The sequence below is a fragment of the Pseudomonas sp. P5_B2 genome, assembly GCF_056400445.1.
Genome location: NZ_JBFULH010000005.1, coordinates 32,994 through 48,524, shown reverse-complemented (window position 1 = coordinate 48,524; position 15,531 = coordinate 32,994). Strand labels below are relative to the sequence as shown.

The window sequence follows — 15,531 nt, the reverse complement described above, 5'->3', positions numbered from 1 at the left end:
GGGATGACCTGTCGAAGATATTTCATATCGGCACCAAAAACATTCCCTGCCAACATACCCCACAAGACATTCATGAATGGTCCAGAGAGTATCTGAACCATTGCAGCGAAGTCCTGGCCACACCGACCCCGGACACCCGACTCGCGGAACGCCTGGCAGGCGAGCTGATTTGGCTGCCGAAACCTGCATGCCTACCGGAAGGCTCTCTGGCAAACACCCTGATTGACCGAAAAACCTGTCGAACCTTCACAGGTAATTCCCTCTCACCTGAAGAGGTCAGCGCACTGCTCTACTTGTCCCTGGGCTACTTGCGCGAACGGGAAGATGACGTCGATGAAAGCATCGCTGAAGGACTTGGCGCCCGGCGTACCAGTCCATCCGGGGGCGGGCTGAACGCCTGTGAAGGGTTCCTGTTTGTACAAAATGTCAGCGGCCTGGAACCCGGGCTCTATGCCTACCATCCCACCGAGCATGCGTTGAGCTTCGTCAATCCACTGCCCAGCAGGCCGTTGGGGCAACTGCTGTGCGGGCAACACTTCATTAATAACCTGCCGGTGGGCCTGTTCATCACCAGTCGATTCGACAAGCTGTGGTGGAAATATGAACACTCTCGCGCCTATCGGATGGCCTACGTTGAAGCCGGGCATATTTCCCAGACCTTCCAGTTGGTGGCCACCGCACTGGGATTGAATACCTGGCTGACCGGAGCGCTAACGGACGATCAGGTCGAAACGCTGCTGGGCCTTAATGACAGCGCAGAACAGCCTTTGTTTTTTGTCGGTTGCGGCAAGAGCAACGGCGACGTGATGTGCAAGGAGCTCAAAGCGCTGCTGAGCCCTCAAGACTTACGACCATGACCGGCTCACTTATTGACCAGGTATCGCATCCCGACGGATGGGCCGAGCGTTTCACCCTCGGTGACTGGAATAGCCGGGCGACCGTGCGAACCAGCAAGCACACCTATTTATTAGCGCCGGATGTTGAACAGCAACTGGAAACCCGGCACTGGTTTCCGCCAGCCTTCCTGCCGTATCTGAATCATCCGGCAGTCAAGGAAGCCGGCCGGGAAATCGCTCATCGCCTGTCGGCCAATCATCTGGTGTATTTCCTCGACTACACCACCTTGCTCGAACACCGCATCGTCAACCGGTCTGTCGAAACCATCGTCCATGGCGAACTCGGCGTGTGCATTCCCCAACGGATGAAAAAGGCCGCGCTGCAGTTGTACACCGACGAGGGGTATCACGCGCTGTTTTCCAATAGCCTCGCCGAGCAGATTGCCGCTCACTACGGCATGGTCGATCGGCCGGTCATGCCGCAGCGAATCACCCGACTGAACGCCCTGCTCGACCCTACGCCCGACAGGCACAAGCCACTGGCCTGGTTCCTCATCGGCTTCGTCTCCGAGACGATCATTGCCAAGGATTTGCTCGAAATCTGTCGAGACGCTTTGGTGCGCGGCGTTCAGGAAATGCTCAGGGACCACCTCACCGACGAGGCGCGACACAGTCGCTATTTTTCCGAGGTTTTTCATCATCTTTGGCTGCACCTGAACAGCGCCCAACGCCTGTTCTGCGCCGGACTGCTGCCGGAGATCATTCGGGTCTTCTTTGAGGTCGATGAGCGTTGGTTGAGGGCAAGCTTTCGCAGTGTCGGCCTCAGGGAGACAGCCTGCGCAGAAATCATCCAAGGGCTGTCCGAGACGCAAGCCTGCATGCAACGCGCCCGCTCCGGTGCCAGCGCCACGCTGAGCGCCTTGAATAAAGCAGGGTTCTTCGATCTGCCCACCAACCGGCAACTCTTCACCAAGGCAGGATTTTTTGATGAATGAAGGACACGATGCAACCCACAGCAATAAACCTCGGGTCATGGTCATTCTGTTGATGACCATGACGCTCTTGGGTGTTTTCCCCCTCGATGTGGTGCTGCCATCCTTTCCCGATCTGGCTGACTACTTTCAGACCTCGGCGTCCGCAATTGCCCTGTCTGTCAGCGTGTTCGCCATCGGTCTGGCAATGGCTGTGGTGCTGGTCGGGCCATTGTCGGACAGCTGGGGGCGCAAGAGGCTGCTGCTGGCAGGCATCGCCATAGCGGTGTTTGGTGCGGTGGGTTGCCTGGTTTCCAGCGAATACAGCTGGTTTCTGTTCTTTCGCGTGATCCAGGCGGTGGGATGCGGGTCTTTCGTATTGTCGCAGGCACTGGTTCAGGATTTGTTCGTCGGCAAAGAACAGGAACGTATCCGCATCTGGATGGTGACGGGCGGCGGGGTGTTCATTTCTATTTCGCCCCTGCTGGGGACCTGGTTGCAGTTGCAATTTGGCTGGCAAGGCAGCTTTTATGTGTTTATCACACTGGCTGTCATTGTCTGGCTTAAGGTTTTTTTTCTGCTCAAGGACAACTCGAAACGTCATACGGCATCGCAAGGACATTTTTTCAGCGCTTATTGGCGGGTGTGTTCGGATCTGCGCTTCATGGGTTATTGGCTCATTTCAGCCTTGGCCTTTGCCTGCCATTTTTCGTTCATCGTCGTTTCACCGATCATTTTCATAGAGCGTCTGGGGCTTTCCCCCTACGAATTTGCCTGGGCACTATTGTTGTATGGCGTGGCCTACGTGATTGGGGGGATCATCGCCAGCGCCCTGCATCGGTGCTTGCAGGCCAACACACAGATTGTGATTGGTTTGGGGCTGATCGCCTTATCAGGCCTGGTCATGCTGTGGTTGGCAGAGCAATTCGGTCTTTCTGCTGTCGCGGTGCTGATCCCCATGCTGATTTGCACGGCAGGCACCACCATTGCCAGGCCTATCGCCAATTCCAAAGCCATGACTCTCTACCCACAGAACGCCGGAACATCGACCTCGGTCGGCGGCGTGCTGATTTTCCTGTGCGGTGGCGTGATCAGCGTGGTGATCAATCTCGCGCACGACGACCTGACCACGGCGCTTGCCTTGTGCTTCCTATCCTTGAGTGCCGTGGGTCTTGGCTTGAATGGCGTGATCACACGGCGCCATCTGGCGCTGAAGGTGGATTGACACCTGCCAGTCGTCATCTCGCCTGCTCCGTCTGTACCGGATCAACGCTTCCCGGCATTCCCTCCTGACGCCAGCCGTGTAGAATCGCGACATTCATCGCCAGTCATCCCCCGGCGGGTTTATGAGCTCAAGCTGAAGCGCGCGGCGATCCCGCAAAGTTATCGGCAACTTCCGGACACACGGCCATTTCTGAGTGTTCCAGACGTCAATAGAAGCTCACTTCCCTTTTGATACCTGATTAGCCGCCCGGAGTGCTTCATGCCTGATTACCGCTCGAAAACATCCACCCACGGCCGCAACATGGCCGGTGCCCGCGCATTGTGGCGCGCCACGGGGATGAAAGATGACGACTTCAAAAAGCCGATCATCGCCATTGCCAACTCGTTCACCCAGTTCGTACCGGGCCACGTCCACCTCAAGGACCTGGGCCAACTGGTCGCCCGCGAAATCGAACGCGCTGGCGGTGTCGCCAAAGAATTCAACACCATCGCCGTGGATGACGGCATTGCCATGGGCCACGACGGCATGCTGTATTCACTACCGAGTCGCGAGATCATCGCCGACTCCGTCGAGTACATGGTCAACGCCCACTGCGCCGATGCCATCGTCTGCATCTCCAACTGCGACAAGATCACCCCTGGCATGTTGATGGCCGCTCTGCGCCTGAACATTCCGGTGATCTTCGTCTCCGGCGGCCCGATGGAAGCCGGCAAGACCAAACTGGCCAGCCACGGTCTCGACCTCGTCGACGCCATGGTCATCGCCGCCGACTCCAGCGCTTCTGACGAGAAAGTCGCTGAGTACGAGCGCAGTGCGTGCCCGACATGCGGTTCGTGCTCTGGCATGTTCACCGCTAACTCAATGAACTGCCTGGTCGAAGCCCTGGGCCTGGCATTGCCGGGTAACGGTTCGACCCTGGCCACCCATAGCGACCGCGAGCAATTGTTCCTGCAAGCCGGCCGCACCATCGTCGAGCTGTGCAAGCGTTACTACGGCGAGAACGACGAGTCGGTACTGCCGCGCAACATTGCCAACTTCAAGGCGTTCGAAAACGCCATGACGCTGGACATCGCCATGGGCGGCTCCACAAACACCATCCTGCACTTGCTGGCTGCGGCCCAGGAAGCCGAGATCGATTTCGACCTGCGCGACATCGACCGTCTGTCCCGTCACGTTCCGCAACTGTGCAAAGTCGCGCCGAACATTCAGAAGTACCACATGGAAGACGTGCACCGCGCCGGCGGGATCTTCAGCATCCTCGGCTCGCTGGCCCGTGGCGGCCTGCTGCACACCGACCTGCCGACCGTGCACAGCAAGACCCTGGCCGAAGGCATCGCCAAGTGGGACATCACCCAGACTGACGACGAAGCCGTGCATCACTTCTTCAAGGCTGGGCCGGCAGGCATTCCGACGCAAACCGCGTTCAGCCAGTCGACTCGCTATGAAACCCTGGACGACGACCGTGAAAACGGCTGCATCCGCAGTGTCGAGCACGCTTATTCGAAAGAAGGCGGCCTGGCCGTTCTGTACGGCAACATCGCGCTGGACGGCTGTGTGGTGAAAACCGCTGGCGTCGACGAATCGATCCACATCTTCGAAGGCAACGCGAAGATCTTCGAAAGCCAGGACAGCGCCGTGCGCGGCATCCTTGCCGACGAAGTGAAGGCCGGCGACATCGTGATCATCCGTTACGAAGGCCCGAAAGGCGGCCCGGGCATGCAGGAAATGCTGTACCCGACGTCCTACCTGAAATCCAAAGGCCTGGGCAAAGCCTGCGCCCTGCTCACCGACGGCCGCTTCTCTGGCGGCACCTCGGGCCTGTCCATCGGCCACGCTTCGCCAGAAGCAGCTGCCGGCGGCGCAATTGGCCTGGTGCAGGACGGCGACAAAGTGCTGATCGACATTCCGAACCGCTCGATCAACCTGTTGATCAGCGACGAAGAAATGGCTGGGCGTCGTGCCGAGCAGGATCAGAAAGGCTGGAAGCCTGTGGAAAAACGTCCACGCAAGGTGACCACCGCACTGAAAGCCTACGCCCTGCTGGCGACCAGCGCCGACAAGGGTGCCGTGCGTAACAAGGCGATGCTCGACGGGCTGTAAGCGTCAATCGCAGAAATAAAAATGCCCCGCCAAGTGCGGGGCATTTTTTTGACCATAATCCCCCAAACACTGGAGATCAACTGTGGGAGCGAGCCTGCTCGCGATGGCGCAGGGTCAGTCAACATCAATGCTGAATGACACACCGCATTCGCGAGCAGGCTCGCTCCCACATTTGGATTTTTGGTGTTTACTGGATTTCTTCCGGCTTCACGATCACCCAGTTCTTGTCCGCCGTAACTTCCAGCCCTTCCTGGGCCTGGGCCGCAGCGTTCTTGGCCATCATGCCGTTAATCTGGGTCATGTATTTGTCTTTGCGGTTAACCCACAAGTGGATGCCGCCCTTTTTCACGTCGACGCTGTGGAACAGCATGTAGCCGTCGCTGCTCGGGGTGTCGCCGCCGACCAGCACCGGCTTTTTCCACTGATCGATGTAGGTCAGGATCGCCGCCTGTTTACCAGCCATCCAGGTCGCCGGGGTCCACAGGTACGGGGTCAGTTCGAGGCCAAGGTTAGCCTTCTCGTCATACTTGCCCGCGGTGATCTGTTTGCGCGCGGTGGTCAGCTCGCCGGACTTCGGGTCCTTGAGCAACAGGCTCACGCCGATGACGTTCTGCGGTTTGACGTTGTAGCCGTACTTAGGATCGGAGGCGACCATACGCACCAGTTCTTCGGAGGCGGCGGTCATCACGTAGACCTCGATGCCGTTCTCCATCAGTTTGTTGTACAGCTCGGTCTGGCCGGTGAAGACTTTCGGCGGGTTGACGTCGAGTTTTTTGACCACGTCGCCTTCGTAATAAGTGGCCGGTACCGGTTTGCCTGACGCCATCAACTCGTCGACATAACCTTTGAGCTCCTTGAGCGTGAAGCCGGAAAACACTTGGGCGACCCATGGGTAGCACACCATGTCGTCGAGTTCGCAGAGGCGGTAGTAGTAACTGAACAGGCTTTCCTTGTGGTCGGCGGTGTCTTTGAACGGAATCAGTTTCAAGGAGGGGTCGAGCTTCTCGCGGGTGATCAGGCCCTTGTTTTCCATGAACGGCAGCAACGACTCTTCCAGGTCGTAGCGGTAACTGGTGTTGTCCATGTCGAACACCGCGTAGTTACCTTTGTTGGCGTTGGCGGCAATCATCGCGTCCAGCGCCTTGGCCTGATCGGCCGGCCAGTGTTTCAAGTCGGTGGCGAATGCCTGGCCGGCAAGACCCAGGCAAAGTGCTGCAGCCAGTAATTTCGGTGCGAATTTCATCGACATGTTTCTCCTTATTAAAAGTCCCTGAATGTGAATGACATCCACGCTAACAAATCAGTGTGACAAGCCTCGCCTGCCAGCGACCGCTACCGTACCTATCGCGCCAGCCGCATCCCTGACAGCGACACCGGCTTATTCCAAAAACGACAGACATCCTCTGTTTTTGATATTAATTCATTAGATATCAAGCTGTTAGGCTTGCCGGCTCGCGGCTGCCCCAGAAGGTAGCTGGCACATGTCTGATCGGAGTTTTTATGAATCTGCCGCTGATCCTCAATCTGCTGGTGTTCCTTGCCCTGCTGTTTGGCCTGGCAAAAACCCGCCACACCACATGGAGCCTGGCGAAAAAAGTCCTGCTCGCGCTGGTGCTGGGCGTAGTGTTTGGTGTGGCGCTGCACACCGTTTATGGCACCGGCAATCCGGTATTGAAAGCCTCGATCAGCTGGTTTGATCTGGTGGGCAACGGTTACGTGCAGTTGCTGCAAATGATCGTGATCCCGCTGGTGTTCGCCTCGATCCTCAGCGCCGTGGCCCGACTACACAACGCATCGTCCTTGGGAAAAATCAGCTTCCTGACCATCGGCACACTGCTGTTCACCACCACCCTGGCGGCGTTGATCGGCATCGGTTTGACCAACCTGTTTGGCTTGACCGCTGAAGGCCTGGTGGCCGGCACCCAGGAACTGGCGCGCCTGCAAACCATTCAGTCTGATTACGCCGGCAAGGTCGCCGACCTGAACGTGCCGCAGCTGCTGCTCTCGTTCATTCCGCAAAACCCGTTTGCCGATCTGGCTCGCGCCAAGCCGACCTCGATCATCAGCGTGGTGATTTTTGCTGCGTTCCTCGGGGTCGCTGCCTTGCAATTGCTGAAGGATGACGTCGAGAAAGGTCAGAAAGTGATCAACGCCATCGACACCCTGCAAGCCTGGGTGATGCGTCTGGTGCGTCTGGTGATGAAGCTGACCCCGTATGGCGTACTGGCACTGATGACCAAAGTGGTCGCGGGCTCCAACCTGCAAGACATCATCAAACTCGGCAGTTTCGTGGTGGTGTCCTACCTCGGTCTTGGCCTGATGTTTGTGGTTCATGGCGTGTTGGTGTCGGCTGCCGGGATCAATCCGCTGCGCTTCTTCCGTAAGGTCTGGCCGGTGCTGACGTTTGCCTTCACCAGTCGTTCTAGCGCGGCGACGATTCCGTTGAGTATCGAAGCGCAGACCAGCCGTTTGGGCATCCCTCAGTCCATCGCGAGTTTCGCCGCGTCGTTCGGCGCGACCATTGGCCAGAACGGTTGTGCCGGTTTGTATCCGGCGATGTTGGCGGTGATGGTGGCTCCGACCGTGGGCATTAACCCGATGGACCCGCTGTGGATTGCGACGCTGGTGGCGATTGTGACGCTGAGCTCGGCCGGTGTGGCGGGTGTGGGCGGTGGCGCAACGTTTGCCGCGTTGATCGTACTGCCGGCCATGGGGCTGCCGGTGTCACTGGTGGCGTTGCTGATTTCGGTCGAGCCGCTGATTGATATGGGGCGTACGGCGCTGAACGTCAGTGGTTCGATGACGGCCGGGGCGATTACCAGCCAGATCATGCAGCAGACGGATAAAGAACTTCTGGGTGCGGATGAGCATGCGGAGTTGGCTCACGCTTAAATTCTTTAGCGTCTGATCTGGCCTCATCGCCAGCAGGCTGGCTCCCACAGGGGATTTGGGTGATTACACAATCCGTGTTTCACCTCAAACTCACAATGGGAGCCAGCCTGCTGGCGAAGCTTTTAGGCTTTTTCCCAGACTTCGAAATTGTACGCCGGCTTATCGCCTTCAGCCGGATTCGGCACATTCGACACCAGTTTCCACTGGTTCAAATCAAACTCCGGAAACCAAGCATCCCCTTCCGGGCTCAGCGCCACGCGCGTCAGGTACAACCGATCCGCCTGAGCCATCCCCTGCGCATACAACTGCGCGCCGCCAATCAGCATCAGCTCATCCACGCCCTGCTCCTTCGCCCAGGCTTCGGCGCGAACCACGGCTGCTTCCAGCGACGGATAGACTTCCGCGCCTTCCAGCATCAGGCCCACCTGACGGCTGACCACGATGTTCAACCGGCCCGGCAGCGGTCGCCCGAGGGAATCCCAGGTCTTGCGACCCATGATGATCGGCTTGCCAAGGGTGGTAGCCTTGAAGTATTTGAAATCCCCCGGCAAGTGCCAGGGCATGCTGTTGTCGACGCCGATCACACGGTTTTCACCGAGGGCTGCGATCAGGCTGAGGGGGAGTGATTTAGTCATGCCGACGAGGATACCAGAGCCATCCGTACCCCGATAAGCGCCACAGCGGTTATGCTCACAGCTCAATGGAGCGACGGGATGGCGCGTGACTGAACTGACTGGATTGCAAAACCTCTGGCTGACCGAAACCGTGCGCCTGCGTGAAGAGCACGCCGGTCCCCTGGAAGATCTGGAAGCCAACCGGCTGGCCCGCAGCGCCGGCGGTGACCTGCCGACGCGGATTCAACGTCGGGCCGTGTGGCTGGCCGAACGCGATGGTTTGGCCAACGCCCTCCAGCATTGGTTACAAGGCGCGCGTTTGGCGCTGCTCGTGATGGCGGTGCTGGCCGTGGTCAGCGGCGCCGGTCTGGCCTTTGCCGCGATGGGCGACGGACAGTTCCCGGTGAACGTATTCTGGGCCTTGGGCAGCCTGCTCGGGCTGAACCTCATTCTGTTGCTGAGCTGGGCGTTGGGCCTGGTCCTCGCCGGCGAACAGGGCGCCACCCTCGGGCGCTTATGGTTGTGGCTCAGCGAAAAACTCGCCCGCGATGCCAAAGCCGCGCAACTGGCCCCGGCGCTGCTGCTGTTGTTGCAACGACAGAAACTCAATCGCTGGGCCATCGGCACGCTGGTCAACGGCCTGTGGCTGCTGGTGATGCTCAGCGCCCTGGCGATTCTGCTGACGTTGATGGCCACCCGGCGTTACGGCTTCGTCTGGGAAACCACCATTCTGAGCGCTGACACCTTCGTCGCCATGACTCAGGCCCTCGGCGCGCTGCCAGCCCTGCTCGGCTTCAGTGTGCCCACCGTGGAGATGATCCGCGCCAGCGGCGATGCCGCGCTCAACATCGAAAGTGCCCGACAGGCCTGGGCTGCATGGCTGGTGGGTGTCCTGCTGATCTACGGGGTACTGCCGCGTCTGCTGCTGATGCTGTTTTGCCGATGGCGTTGGAAAACCGGCCAGGCGAAACTGCATCTGGATCTGAACCTGCCCGGCTATGCGCAACTGCGCGAACGATTGATGCCCACCAGTGAACGCCTCGGCATCAGTGATGCTGCGCCGCAGGAGCTGCATCGTGTGGAACGCGGTGTCACTGATCAGCAAAGCGACGGAGCGCTGCTGGTCGCCGTCGAACTGGATGACCAACGTCCGTGGCCGCCGCAACTGCCGAAAACCGTGAGCAACGCCGGCGTTCTCGACAGCCGTGAATCGCGCAATCGACTCCTCGAACAGTTGACCCGCTTTCCACCCGCGCGCCTGGTCATCGCTTGCGACCCCCGTCGCTCACCGGACCGTGGCAGCCTCGCGCTGATCGCCGAACTGGCGCGCAATGCAGCGGCCACCCGCGTCTGGCTGCTGCAAGCACCACCCGGCGAAGCGCTGGATGCCGAACGGTTGGGCGACTGGCATATAGCGTTGCAAAACCTGGAGCTGCCGTTCGCCGATTGTGCGCCGCTGAACTGGCTGGAGAGCGGTCATGACTAATGCCTGGAAGGCACCGTTGAAGCTGGCCGTGGTCGGCCACACCAACGTCGGCAAAACCTCATTGCTGCGCACGTTGACCCGTGATGTCGGTTTCGGCGAAGTGTCCCATCGCCCCAGCACCACCCGCCACGTCGAAGGCGCGCGATTGTCGGTGGATGGCGAGCCGTTGCTCGACCTCTTTGACACACCCGGCCTCGAAGACGCCATCGCCCTGCTCGACTACCTCGAACGCCTGGAACGTCCGGGCGAGCGCCTCGACGGCCCGGCCCGCCTGGCCAGGTTCCTTGAGGGCACTGAAGCCCGGCAACGCTTTGAGCAGGAAGCCAAAGTGTTGCGGCAACTGCTCACCTGCGACGCCGGCCTCTACGTGATCGATGCCCGCGAACCCGTGCTGGCCAAGTACCGCGATGAATTGGAAGTGCTGGCCAGTTGCGGCAAGCCGCTGCTGCCGGTGCTTAATTTCGTCAGCAGCGCCAACCACCGCGAGCCGGATTGGCGTGAAGCGTTGGCGCGTCTGGGCCTGCATGCACTGGTGCGCTTCGACAGCGTCGCGCCGCCGGAAGATGGCGAACGTCGCCTCTATGAAAGCCTCGCTTTGTTGCTGGAAAATTCCCGTGAACAGCTTGAGCGTTTGATCGCCGATCAACAGGCTCAGCGCCTGGCCCGCCAGCAAAGCGCGGTGCGGCTGATTGCCGAGTTGCTGATTGATTGCGCCGCCTGCCGACGCAGCGTGGCCAGCGAAGCTGCGCAGGAACAGCACGCCATCAGCGAACTGCACAAAGCCGTGCGCCAACGGGAACAACGTTGCGTTGAAGCGCTGCTCAAGCTGTACGCGTTTCGCCCGCAAGATGCCGCGACCAGTGATCTGCCGCTGCTCGATGGCCGCTGGGGTGATGATCTGTTCAACCCGGAAACCTTGAAGCAGCTTGGTGTACGGGTCGGCAGCGGGATCGCTGCCGGCGCGGCAGCCGGGGCCGGGGTCGACTTGCTGGTGGGCGGCCTGACCCTGGGTGCGGCAGCACTTGCCGGCGCGATTGCCGGCGGCGCACTGCAAACCGCACGCAGCTATGGCAGTCGATTAATGGGCAAGATCAAAGGCCAACGAGAACTGACCATTGATGACAGCGTGCTGAGGTTGTTGGCATTACGTCAGCGCCAACTTCTACAGGCGCTGAATGCGCGCGGGCACGCGGCAATGGACAGCATTCAGGTCGCCACACCGCAGGACAAGACCTGGCGCGAAGGCAAGCTGCCTGAAGCCCTGAACAAGGCTCGGGCGCATCCGCAGTGGTCGTCGCTGAATTCGCAGGCGAAGTTGAATCAGGCGGAAAGGCAGGAGCAGATTGAGGTGTTGGCGCAGCAGTTGTAAAGCCTGGAGCCTTGCGTTGATTGCACTTGCCCCATCGTCGGAACGCCGCCCGGAGCCGGCTCGCTCCCACATTGGATTTGTGCACGATGCATATCCCTGTGGGAGCGAGCCTGCTCGCGAAGGCCACGACTCGATCTCAAGCTTCGATCACCACCAGCCAACCTTCAAAAACTCGCGCACCAACGAACTGACCCGTCTTCGATCCGTGCGATTCCCCCGGCCATCGTTGTCCACGTCAGAACTCAACACCACCTCATACGCCCCGTCGTTATCCAAGTCGTGAACGGCCGCCTTATACGCAATCTTTTCCCCGTCATGGAAGTGCAGCCTCACGGTTTCCGGAGTGCCGTCACCAGAGCGGTTATCCGCGAAAATCCGCAGATGTCGCTCCTCACCATCCCCCACGTTGAACCAGGTACATTTCAAGTACGTCTTGCCGAAGTTACTGAGCCATCGGCGCTCCGTGTCCGTGGCTTCACGCAACCAGCGATCGTTCTGGAAAAACCGGTAAAGCATGGTTCCGGCCTGCCCTTGACCCGTCAGGTCCTGCGCAATCACTTTCAAGTAACGCGCCCGGGGGCTTACTTCCATTTGAACTTGAGGTAGGTACCACTCAGCAACGACACCAGTTCACGGTCTACAGCATCCACGTCGCCATCGTTATCCACATCGAAGTGAATCGACCAGTCGAGGGTGCCGTTGTTATCGGTGTCGTAGGCAGACGCGGTGTAAGCCAGGGTCTTGTCCGTCGGTTTTCCAGTCCCTTCGTGAAAGTGCAAACGTACGGTATCCGAACTGCCATCCCCTGCGAAATCTTCAGCGAAGATCTTCAGATACCGTTTCGTCGAAGCGCCGGGATTGAACCAGTCAAGCCTGAGGCAGGCATTGGCGAAGGTCTTCAGCAGGCGCTGGTCCACGCTGTTCTCTTTACCGTCGTTTGTGACGTCGCCCATTTTGTAATCGACTTTGCCATCGGCATCGAAATCCAGGGCGAAGGCCTTGTTGATCAGGACATCGTCGCCAGGCGTGCAAGCTGTTTCATAGAACTGCAGCAAAACCGAGTCGGCTCGACCGTTGCCGACCCGGTCCTGAACGGTGACTTTCAAATAGCGCATGAGCATTCCTTGGCAATAAAAGAAGCTCAAACACTAGCGGCTCGAAAACCTCATAGCCATGGCGCAACTTCGCCGCAGCCAGTAGGGATTTTCGCTAAACACCCGCAGCAAGGAGTGTCTCTGTTGAAGGAAACTTGCTCTTGGCTAGCAGCACCGAGGCTTTAGTCTTCAACACCTCAAGATCAATCACCGGCACCCCACTCTCCTTCGCCAGCTCATCCCACTGGCGCATGCGCAAACTGACATCGCACAACGGATCACGCTCGAAGGCTTCAGCCTCGGCAGGCGCCATCACGCCGCCCTGATACTCCAACGTGCGGCGGCTGGCTTCGCTCAATCGCGCGTAGTACCCAGGCTCCTTCAACGTCAGATAACGCTTGGCCTGCACGTGGTACTCCACCAGTCGCGCCATGCGTTCGCTGAAACCGGCGCGGCGCAAGTAGTCAGCGCCCAGGCGCTCGTGGCTGACCACGCCGAAGCCGCCCATGTTCTCGGCACCGTCTGCGCAGATGTGTCCGATGTCATGAAAGAACGCGGCCAGCACCACTTCATCATCGAAGTCTTCGGCCATCGCCCGTTGCGCCGCCTGGGACATGTGTTCGATCTGTGACACTGGTTCGCCGATGTAGTCGCTGGCGCCAAAGCGTTCATATAGACCGAACACCTCGGCAATCACCTGTTCGTGGTTGCCCATCAACGCTCTCCCAGCAAAGTCGCGACGTTACGCTCGGCCATTGCCGGCCCGACGCTCATGCCGACACCGGTGTGCATCAGAGCAATACTGACACCCGGCATCGGGCGCAGGAACGAAAACGGCCCCGGGCCCCGTGAGCCATAAACCCCCTGCCAGCGTTCGAGCACTTGCACCTTGCAGCCCAGCGTCTGCTCGGCCAGTTCAATCATCCAGTTGTCCACTTGCTCGGCGTTGAACGGCGAGGCATCGCTGCCGTAGTGGTGGGAGTCGCCGATGATCAATTCGCCATAGGGTGTCGGGCTGATCAGCAAGTGAATACCGTTGTCATGCAGATGCGGCTCGTCTCGCAGAATCTGCGCCTGCACCGCCGCCGCTTCCGGCAGATCGGCAAAGGCGCCGTAGTGCACGCAGCTCAAACCGGTGAGCAACGCATGTTGCAGGTCGAGGTTGATCTGCGGGCGGGCGCGTAGCATTTGTAGACGACAGATTTGCGGGTTGAGCGCGGCAATCGGCTCGGCCAGCAACGTCTGATAATCGTGGCCGGAGCACACGATGATTTGCTCGGCACTGAAGGTGCCGGCGGTACTGTGCAAGCAGCCCGGTTCGATGTCGCGGACCAGCGTCGAAAAATGAAAGGTCACGTCGAGTTCGCGGCGCAGGTAGTCGATCAGCTCCGGAATCGCCTCGCGGGAATACAGTTGCTGATCGTCCATCCCGTGCAGTGCGGCCCGGTGATGGCTGAACTGGCCGCCGTACAGATCACGCAGAGCAGCACCGCGCAGCAACTCGACACGGTAACCGTGCTCCACGGCGCGGCCGGCGCAAAACGCCTCCAGCAGCTGTTCTTCCGCTTCGGTGCGGGCAAACAGGTACGAACCGTTGCGTTTGAGTTTCAGGCCGGCGAGTTGCGCCCATTGGCCCCAGATCTCTCGGCTGGCCTTGGCCAGTTCAAGCATCGGGCCCGGTGGCTGGCCGGTGACGAGCGCTTGGCCGAAGTTGCGCACCGAGGCGCCCAAGGACGTTTCGCTGCGTTCGAAAACGGTTACTTTGAGACCGCGCCTTGCGGCGGCGTAAGCGTGGGACAGACCGAGGATGCCGGCGCCTACGATCAGCAGGTCGTTGTGTTGTGTCATGAAGTTACCCCAATGATCGTTCCCACGCTCCGCGTGGGAACGATCGGTGTCAGTTACTTGGCAGCCACTTTCTCGGACTTGCCGTCATAGCGCTTGCGCCATTCAGTGAGGATTTCGTCGCGGTTCTTGGAGGCCCAGGCAAAGTCGTTCTTGATCAAACGCTGCTCATAATCGGCAGGCAATTCGGTCTGCGGCTTGGCGATACCTGGCTGGGCGAGTACAGCGAAGTTCTCTTTGTAGAGCTCCATTGCCGCCGGGCTTGCCGAGAAGTCAGCCAGTTTCTTCGCCGCGTCTTCATGCGGTGTGCCTTTGATCACGGCAGTCGCTTCGATCTCCCAGCCCAAGCCTTCTTTCGGCAGGATGATGTCCAGCGGCGCGCCCTGGCGCTTCAACTGAACGGCTGGGTATTCAAAGGAAATACCGATCGGGAATTCGCCGGCAGCCGCCAGTTTGCAAGGCTTGGAACCGGAGTGAACGTACTGGCCGATGTTCTGGTGCAGACCGTCCATGTACGCCCAGCCCTGCTTCTCGCCGAAGGTTTGCAGCCAGGCGCTGACATCGAGGAAACCGGTGCCAGACGAGGCAGGGTTGGGCATGACGATCTTGCCTTTGTATTCAGGCTTGGTCAGGTCTTGCCAGCTCACCGGTTTGGTCAAACCCTGCTTCTCGGCTTCGACAGTGTTGAAGCAAATAGTCGCGGCCCAGACGTCCATGCCAACCCACGCTGGCGGGTTGGCGGCATCGCGGTAGTTGCCGCCGATTTTACCGAGGTCCTTCGGCGCGTAGCTTTGCAGCATGCCTTGCTGGTCAAGAATCGCCAGGCTCGAAGCGGCCAGGCCCCAGACGGCGTCGGCTTGCGGGCGGGCTTTTTCGGCCAGCAGCTTGGCGGTGATGATGCCGGTGGAATCGCGCACCCACTTGATCTCGACGTCCGGGTTGGCCTTTTCGAAGGCTTCTTTGTAGGTCTTCAGTTGCTCGGCTTCGAGGGCGGTGTACACCGTCAACTCGGTTGGCGCCGCGAAGGCGTTCAGGCTGAAAGCGGTGAGAACAGCAGCGGCCAGGGCCAGGGGCTTGAACATGATCTTTTCCTGTTTTT

At 59.5% G+C, this 15,531-nt stretch carries 14 protein-coding genes; 7 read left to right on the top strand and 7 right to left on the bottom strand.

Annotation, left to right across the window (positions count from 1 at the left end; all coding sequences use genetic code 11):
* The 4 genes from AC1DRJ_RS01670 to ilvD form a co-directional block, all read left to right on the top strand.
* The coding region (locus tag AC1DRJ_RS01670) for a SagB family peptide dehydrogenase (RefSeq protein WP_477800514.1) at window positions 1-857 on the top strand (857 nt) is incomplete at its 5' end.
* A complete protein-coding gene (locus AC1DRJ_RS01665; RefSeq protein WP_477800513.1) occupies window positions 854-1,831 on the top strand; it encodes a diiron oxygenase in 978 nt (325 codons plus the stop codon). The genes AC1DRJ_RS01670 and AC1DRJ_RS01665, both read left to right, overlap by 4 nt.
* On the top strand, window positions 1,824-3,032 hold the full coding sequence (locus AC1DRJ_RS01660) for a multidrug effflux MFS transporter (protein ID WP_477800512.1): 1,209 nt from the start codon (window positions 1,824-1,826) through the stop codon (window positions 3,030-3,032). The genes AC1DRJ_RS01665 and AC1DRJ_RS01660 overlap by 8 nt, the downstream gene beginning before the upstream one ends.
* 258 nt (window positions 3,033-3,290) lie before the next feature.
* Window positions 3,291-5,132 carry a dihydroxy-acid dehydratase gene (ilvD, locus tag AC1DRJ_RS01655; RefSeq protein WP_477800511.1) on the top strand — a complete coding sequence of 614 codons (1,842 nt, stop codon included), beginning with the start codon at window positions 3,291-3,293 and terminating at the stop codon, window positions 5,130-5,132.
* A gap of 187 nt (window positions 5,133-5,319) precedes the next feature.
* On the opposite strand, the gene AC1DRJ_RS01650 is transcribed toward ilvD, so the two are convergent.
* Entirely contained in the window at window positions 5,320-6,375 is a 1,056-nt protein-coding gene (locus AC1DRJ_RS01650; protein WP_477800515.1) for an HAD family hydrolase, read from the bottom strand.
* A gap of 257 nt (window positions 6,376-6,632) precedes the next feature.
* Between AC1DRJ_RS01650 and AC1DRJ_RS01645 the strand changes: the two genes are divergently transcribed.
* Window positions 6,633-8,024: an L-cystine transporter gene (locus tag AC1DRJ_RS01645; protein WP_477800510.1), complete on the top strand. Its 1,392-nt coding sequence runs from the start codon at window positions 6,633-6,635 to the stop codon at window positions 8,022-8,024.
* A gap of 122 nt (window positions 8,025-8,146) precedes the next feature.
* On the opposite strand, the gene AC1DRJ_RS01640 is transcribed toward AC1DRJ_RS01645, so the two are convergent.
* Window positions 8,147-8,659: a dihydrofolate reductase gene (locus tag AC1DRJ_RS01640; protein WP_477800509.1), complete on the bottom strand. Its 513-nt coding sequence runs from the start codon at window positions 8,657-8,659 to the stop codon at window positions 8,147-8,149.
* A gap of 85 nt (window positions 8,660-8,744) precedes the next feature.
* Here AC1DRJ_RS01640 and AC1DRJ_RS01635 point away from each other — a divergent pair, with 85 nt between their 5' ends.
* Together AC1DRJ_RS01635 and AC1DRJ_RS01630 are read left to right on the top strand one after the other, a co-directional pair.
* Window positions 8,745-10,124 (top strand): DUF2868 domain-containing protein, encoded by a 1,380-nt coding sequence (locus tag AC1DRJ_RS01635; protein WP_477800508.1) that lies wholly within the window; start codon window positions 8,745-8,747, stop codon window positions 10,122-10,124.
* A complete protein-coding gene (locus tag AC1DRJ_RS01630; protein ID WP_477800507.1) occupies window positions 10,117-11,493 on the top strand; it encodes a GTPase/DUF3482 domain-containing protein in 1,377 nt (458 codons plus the stop codon). Before AC1DRJ_RS01635 ends, AC1DRJ_RS01630 begins: the two co-directional genes overlap by 8 nt.
* Window positions 11,494-11,640: 147 nt before the next feature.
* On the opposite strand, the gene AC1DRJ_RS01625 is transcribed toward AC1DRJ_RS01630, so the two are convergent.
* From AC1DRJ_RS01625 to AC1DRJ_RS01605, 5 genes are all read right to left on the bottom strand, one after another.
* Window positions 11,641-12,084 (bottom strand): hypothetical protein, encoded by a 444-nt coding sequence (locus AC1DRJ_RS01625; protein ID WP_477800506.1) that lies wholly within the window; start codon window positions 12,082-12,084, stop codon window positions 11,641-11,643.
* The gene (locus AC1DRJ_RS01620) at window positions 12,075-12,608 is read right to left on the bottom strand and encodes a hypothetical protein (protein ID WP_477800505.1); all 534 of its coding nucleotides are present in this window, start codon (window positions 12,606-12,608) and stop codon (window positions 12,075-12,077) included. Before AC1DRJ_RS01620 ends, AC1DRJ_RS01625 begins: the two co-directional genes overlap by 10 nt.
* Before the next feature lie 94 nt (window positions 12,609-12,702).
* Window positions 12,703-13,302 (bottom strand): phosphonate degradation HD-domain oxygenase, encoded by a 600-nt coding sequence (locus AC1DRJ_RS01615; RefSeq protein WP_477800504.1) that lies wholly within the window; start codon window positions 13,300-13,302, stop codon window positions 12,703-12,705.
* A complete protein-coding gene (locus tag AC1DRJ_RS01610) occupies window positions 13,302-14,435 on the bottom strand; it encodes a TIGR03364 family FAD-dependent oxidoreductase (protein WP_477800503.1) in 1,134 nt (377 codons plus the stop codon). Before AC1DRJ_RS01610 ends, AC1DRJ_RS01615 begins: the two co-directional genes overlap by 1 nt.
* A 53-nt stretch (window positions 14,436-14,488) precedes the next feature.
* Window positions 14,489-15,514 (bottom strand): putative 2-aminoethylphosphonate ABC transporter substrate-binding protein, encoded by a 1,026-nt coding sequence (locus AC1DRJ_RS01605; RefSeq protein ID WP_477800502.1) that lies wholly within the window; start codon window positions 15,512-15,514, stop codon window positions 14,489-14,491.
* Window positions 15,515-15,531: the final 17 nt, after the last annotated feature.

What these genes read in the sequence shown, in the direction of transcription:
- AC1DRJ_RS01650 (WP_477800515.1), bottom strand. Translation starts at nt 6,375, where the DNA reads ATGAAATTCGCACCGAAATTACTGGCTGCAGCACTTTGCCTGGGTCTT.
- AC1DRJ_RS01630 (WP_477800507.1), top strand. Translation starts at nt 10,117, where the DNA reads ATGACTAATGCCTGGAAGGCACCGTTGAAGCTGGCCGTGGTCGGCCAC.
- AC1DRJ_RS01625 (WP_477800506.1), bottom strand. Translation starts at nt 12,084, where the DNA reads ATGGAAGTAAGCCCCCGGGCGCGTTACTTGAAAGTGATTGCGCAGGAC.
- AC1DRJ_RS01615 (WP_477800504.1), bottom strand. Translation starts at nt 13,302, where the DNA reads ATGGGCAACCACGAACAGGTGATTGCCGAGGTGTTCGGTCTATATGAA.
- AC1DRJ_RS01660 (WP_477800512.1), top strand. Translation starts at nt 1,824, where the DNA reads ATGAATGAAGGACACGATGCAACCCACAGCAATAAACCTCGGGTCATG.
- AC1DRJ_RS01620 (WP_477800505.1), bottom strand. Translation starts at nt 12,608, where the DNA reads ATGCGCTATTTGAAAGTCACCGTTCAGGACCGGGTCGGCAACGGTCGA.
- AC1DRJ_RS01640 (WP_477800509.1), bottom strand. Translation starts at nt 8,659, where the DNA reads ATGACTAAATCACTCCCCCTCAGCCTGATCGCAGCCCTCGGTGAAAAC.
- AC1DRJ_RS01665 (WP_477800513.1), top strand. Translation starts at nt 854, where the DNA reads ATGACCGGCTCACTTATTGACCAGGTATCGCATCCCGACGGATGGGCC.
- AC1DRJ_RS01610 (WP_477800503.1), bottom strand. Translation starts at nt 14,435, where the DNA reads ATGACACAACACAACGACCTGCTGATCGTAGGCGCCGGCATCCTCGGT.
- AC1DRJ_RS01645 (WP_477800510.1), top strand. Translation starts at nt 6,633, where the DNA reads ATGAATCTGCCGCTGATCCTCAATCTGCTGGTGTTCCTTGCCCTGCTG.
- AC1DRJ_RS01605 (WP_477800502.1), bottom strand. Translation starts at nt 15,514, where the DNA reads ATGTTCAAGCCCCTGGCCCTGGCCGCTGCTGTTCTCACCGCTTTCAGC.
- ilvD (WP_477800511.1), top strand. Translation starts at nt 3,291, where the DNA reads ATGCCTGATTACCGCTCGAAAACATCCACCCACGGCCGCAACATGGCC.